Here is a 705-nt window from a genome sequence, read left to right as displayed (position 1 = left end):
GTGGTGATAAAGGAGGCGGGGTCGTCGAACAGGGTCTCCACCACGTTGGTCACGTTCACCTGTACGGTAAGGTCCACTTGGTTGGTACCGTCGTTTACCGTTACCACCAGCTCGTGGCTCTTGGCCGTTTCATAATCGAGGCTCATACTTGGTGCCAGGCTCAGTTCGCCTGTTTCGGTGATCTCGAACAGGTCGTTGTCGTTGGTCTTCATGGCAAAGGTCAGCGCATCGCCTTCGGGGTCGGTGGCCACCACCGTTCCGATCGCATCGGTGTCGGCAATGTCCTCTGCCACCGTGAACTTCTGTGCATCGCCCGTTGGATCCATGTTCTCCAATACGTTTATGGTGATCACAGCGCTCCGGGTGTTGGTGCCATCGTTCACGCTCACGGTAAGGGTGTGCTGTTGTGCGGCACCGTAGTCCATCTTCTTGCCCTCGATCAGGCTCAGTACGCCCGCGGCAGTGATCTCGAACAGGCCGGAGGCGTCCTCCTCGATCGTGAAGGTGCCCGTGGCCCCTCCGGGCACAAAGGCCTGTACGGTTCCGATCTCGGTGGCGGCGTCCACGCTCTCCAATATGCTGAACTGCTGGGCCGCTATGGCAAGCCCTTGGGCCACATTGATCGTCATGGTGGCGTTCACGGTGGCCTTGCCGTCGCTCACCGCAACGGATATGGTGTGCTGTTGCTTGGCGGCATAGTCCAGT

At 59.3% G+C, this 705-nt stretch carries 2 protein-coding genes; one reads left to right on the top strand and one right to left on the bottom strand.

Going from position 1 to position 705, the window contains the following annotated elements; all coding sequences use genetic code 11:
- Window positions 1–425: cadherin repeat domain-containing protein (locus EO131_RS03735; RefSeq protein WP_164731604.1), on the bottom strand; the 425-nt coding region annotated here is incomplete at its 3' end.
- Here EO131_RS03735 and EO131_RS17250 point away from each other — a divergent pair.
- Window positions 405–705, top strand: a 301-nt coding sequence (locus EO131_RS17250) for a hypothetical protein (RefSeq protein WP_206512840.1), incomplete at its 3' end; no start/stop codon positions are given. The two genes, EO131_RS03735 and EO131_RS17250, sit on opposite strands and share 21 nt — an antisense overlap.

It is taken from the genome of Flagellimonas beolgyonensis (assembly GCF_003992615.1).
Taxonomy (GTDB): domain Bacteria; phylum Bacteroidota; class Bacteroidia; order Flavobacteriales; family Flavobacteriaceae; genus Flagellimonas; species Flagellimonas beolgyonensis.
The sequence above is the reverse complement of the archived record's forward strand: the minus strand, read 5'-3'. Positions and strand labels throughout refer to the sequence as shown.